Annotated in this window: 3 protein-coding genes; 2 read left to right on the top strand and 1 reads right to left on the bottom strand. The window is 25.2% G+C overall.

All coding sequences use genetic code 11. The features are described from left to right. The coding region (locus tag CLTHE_RS16975; RefSeq protein ID WP_143324096.1) for a hypothetical protein at window positions 1-192 on the bottom strand (192 nt) is incomplete at its 3' end. A 181-nt stretch (window positions 193-373) separates the two neighbouring features. Here CLTHE_RS16975 and CLTHE_RS14990 point away from each other — a divergent pair. Both CLTHE_RS14990 and CLTHE_RS16935 read left to right on the top strand, forming a co-directional pair. Continuing rightward, window positions 374-2,554, top strand: coding sequence for a DNA topoisomerase III (locus tag CLTHE_RS14990; protein ID WP_080024109.1), 2,181 nt, complete (start codon window positions 374-376; stop codon window positions 2,552-2,554). 111 nt (window positions 2,555-2,665) lie between these two features. Then, window positions 2,666-2,821, top strand: a complete 156-nt coding sequence (locus CLTHE_RS16935) for a hypothetical protein (protein ID WP_002597338.1) — start codon at window positions 2,666-2,668, stop codon at window positions 2,819-2,821. Window positions 2,822-3,008 lie beyond the last annotated feature (187 nt).

Raw genomic sequence — 3,008 nt, 5'->3', positions numbered from 1 at the left:
CATATAAGGAATTATATTTATATTATTTTCTGAAAAATTTAATGAAATTCCTTCTATGAGTTTTTTACAAAATTCGGAATCTAATTTAGGATTTAAGATAATAACAGATTTATTTTCATTACCAAAAGCAATATCACTAGGAATAAAAATAAATAAAAAACATATAAAGAATAATAATTTTAAATTTCTCATAAACAATACCTCGACAAATAAAAGTAAATTTTAACTATATTTTACAATGAATTTAATGGAAAATAAAGTATTTTAATATAGGTTTTTTTTATAAAAATATATAAGTTTTGTATAAATTTAAATATAGAATATAATAGAAGAAAAGATAAGAAATAAATTAAAATTTTGAAAGGATTAAACTATGAGTAAAATATTAGTTTTAGCAGAAAAACCATCAGTTGGTAGAGATATAGCAAGAGTATTAAAATGTAATAATAATAAAGGAAGTTATATAGAAGGAAATAAATATGTAGTAACTTGGGCTTTAGGACATTTAGTTGGACTTCAAGACCCAGAAGGATATGGAGATAAATATAAAGATTGGAATATGGAAAGTTTACCTATGTTACCTAAACATATGAAAACTGTAGTATTAAAAAAAACGTCAAAGCAATTTTATAATGTAAAAAAATTAATTAATAGAGAAGATATAAATGAGATAGTAATTGCAACAGATGCTGGAAGAGAAGGGGAACTTGTAGCTAGATGGATTATAGAAAAAGCAGGATCTAAAAAAAAGATAAAAAGACTTTGGATATCATCTCAAACAAATAAAGCAATACTAGAAGGATTCAATAATTTAAAAGATGGAAATAAATATAATAATCTTTTTAGAGCAGCAGAATGTAGAGCAGAAGCTGATTGGCTTGTAGGACTTAATGTAACTAGAGGACTAACTTGTAAATATAATGCACAACTTTCAGCAGGAAGAGTTCAATCTCCTACTTTAAGTCTTATAGTAAATAGAGAAGAAGAAATTAAAAACTTTAAACCTAAAGAATATCATACTATAACTGTAAAATCAGATAAATGTAATTTTACTTGGGTAAATAAAGATAACAATGGAAGAATATTTGATTTAGAGTTTAGCAAAAAAATTGAAATGAAACTTAAAGGTTCAAATATAAATATAGTAAATGTAAATAGTAAAGATAAAAAAGCTTATCCAAAAGCTCTTTATGATTTAACAGAACTTCAAAGAGATTGTAATAGACTTTGGGGATTCTCTGCAAAGCAAACTTTAAATATAATGCAAAGATTATATGAAAACTATAAAATTTTAACATATCCAAGAACAGATTCAAGATATATTACTACAGATATAGTAGGAACACTTAAAGATAGAATAAAAGCAGTTGGAGTTGGAGAATACAGAGCAATTTGCGAAAATCTTATGAAAAAAGATATTAAAGGAAATAAAAGTTTTGTAGATAATTCAAAAGTATCAGATCACCATGCTATAATTCCAACAGAAGAAAGAGGAAATTTAGCTCTTTTAAGTTCAGAAGAAAGAAAAGTTTATGATTTAGTAGTAAAAAGATTTTTAAGTCATCTTATGTATGCTTATGTTTATGTAGAAACTACATTAGAGGGAGAAGCTAATGGAGAAAAACTTATTGCTAAGGGAAAAGTTGAAAAAGAAAAGGGATGGAAAAGACTTTATGAAAAGTTAGATGAGGATGAGTCTTCAGATGATATAAAGGAGCAAACATTACCTGTTATAAATAAAGGAGAATCTCTACAAATTAAAAATGTAGAAGTTAAAAAGAATTTTACAACTCCACCAGCTAGATTTAACGAAGCAACTCTTTTATCAGCAATGGAAAATCCACAAAAATACATTAATGTAGATAAAGCTTCAGCTAAAACTTTAAATGAAACAGGTGGACTTGGAACAGTTGCAACTAGAGCAGATATTATAGAAAAATTATTTAATTCATTTGTTATAGAAAAAAGAGGAAAAGATATTTATCCAACATCAAAAGGAAAGCAACTTATAGAACTTGTTCCAGAAGATTTAAAATCACCATTATTAACAGCAGAATGGGAAAGAAGACTTGATGCTATAAGTAAAGGAAAAGAGGATCCAAATAAATTCTTAAAGGAAATAAGAAATTATACAGTAGCTCTTATTGAAGATGTAAAACTTGCAGAAAGTAAATTCCATCATGATAATTTAACAGGAAAGAAATGTCCTAAATGCGGAAAATATATGCTTCAAGTTAAAGGAAAGCAAGGAGAAATGTATGTATGCCAAGATAGAGAATGTGGGCATAGAGAAAATATTTCAAGAATAACAAATGCAAGATGTCCTGAATGTAAAAAGAGATTAGAACTTAGAGGTTCAGGAGATGGAAAAATATATGTATGTCCTGGAGCAAACTGTAACTTTAGAGAAAAAGAATCTCAATTTAAAAAGAGATTTGAAAAGAATGATAAAGTAAATAAAAGAGAAGTAAATAAAATAATGCAAAAGATGAAAAAAGAAGCAAATGAAGATATAAATAATCCATTTGCAGCACTTTTAAAAGATTTTAAATAAAGATAAAGCCATTATTCTAACATAGTTAAGAATAATGGCTTATTTTTCTTCTAATAAATTTATTAGTTTTTAGAAATACTAATTTTGAGACTTACTTGGAGGTGAAATAGTATGGCAAAAGATAGTCAACCAGATAATAAAAGAGCTAGAATGGAAAAATGTAATTATCAAACACCAATAACTAGTGAAGAAGGAAAAAATCATAATAGAACAGCTAAAAAACATTCAATTAAACGTGAAGGTTTCCAAAGTGACCATATAAATTAATTAAAATAAAAAGCTCTATTTTATTAAATAAAATAGAGCTTTTTATTTTAAAGTATTTTTTAATAGTTTAAATAATGTTTATTTAAATAAATTTGTAAATGGATGTGAATTATATAATTATAATCATATGTTATAATTAACTTTAGAAATTTATATTAATATAGAAAATATTATAATGTGTTAAAAT

It is taken from the genome of Clostridium thermobutyricum DSM 4928 (assembly GCF_002050515.1).
Classification (GTDB): domain Bacteria; phylum Bacillota; class Clostridia; order Clostridiales; family Clostridiaceae; genus Clostridium; species Clostridium thermobutyricum.
This window is presented reverse-complemented; position numbering and strand designations above follow the sequence as displayed.

Excerpts from the sequence above, each read along its gene's own strand:
- CLTHE_RS16935 (WP_002597338.1), top strand. The coding sequence starts at position 2,666 with ATGGCAAAAGATAGTCAACCAGATAATAAAAGAGCTAGAATGGAAAAA.
- CLTHE_RS14990 (WP_080024109.1), top strand. The coding sequence starts at position 374 with ATGAGTAAAATATTAGTTTTAGCAGAAAAACCATCAGTTGGTAGAGAT.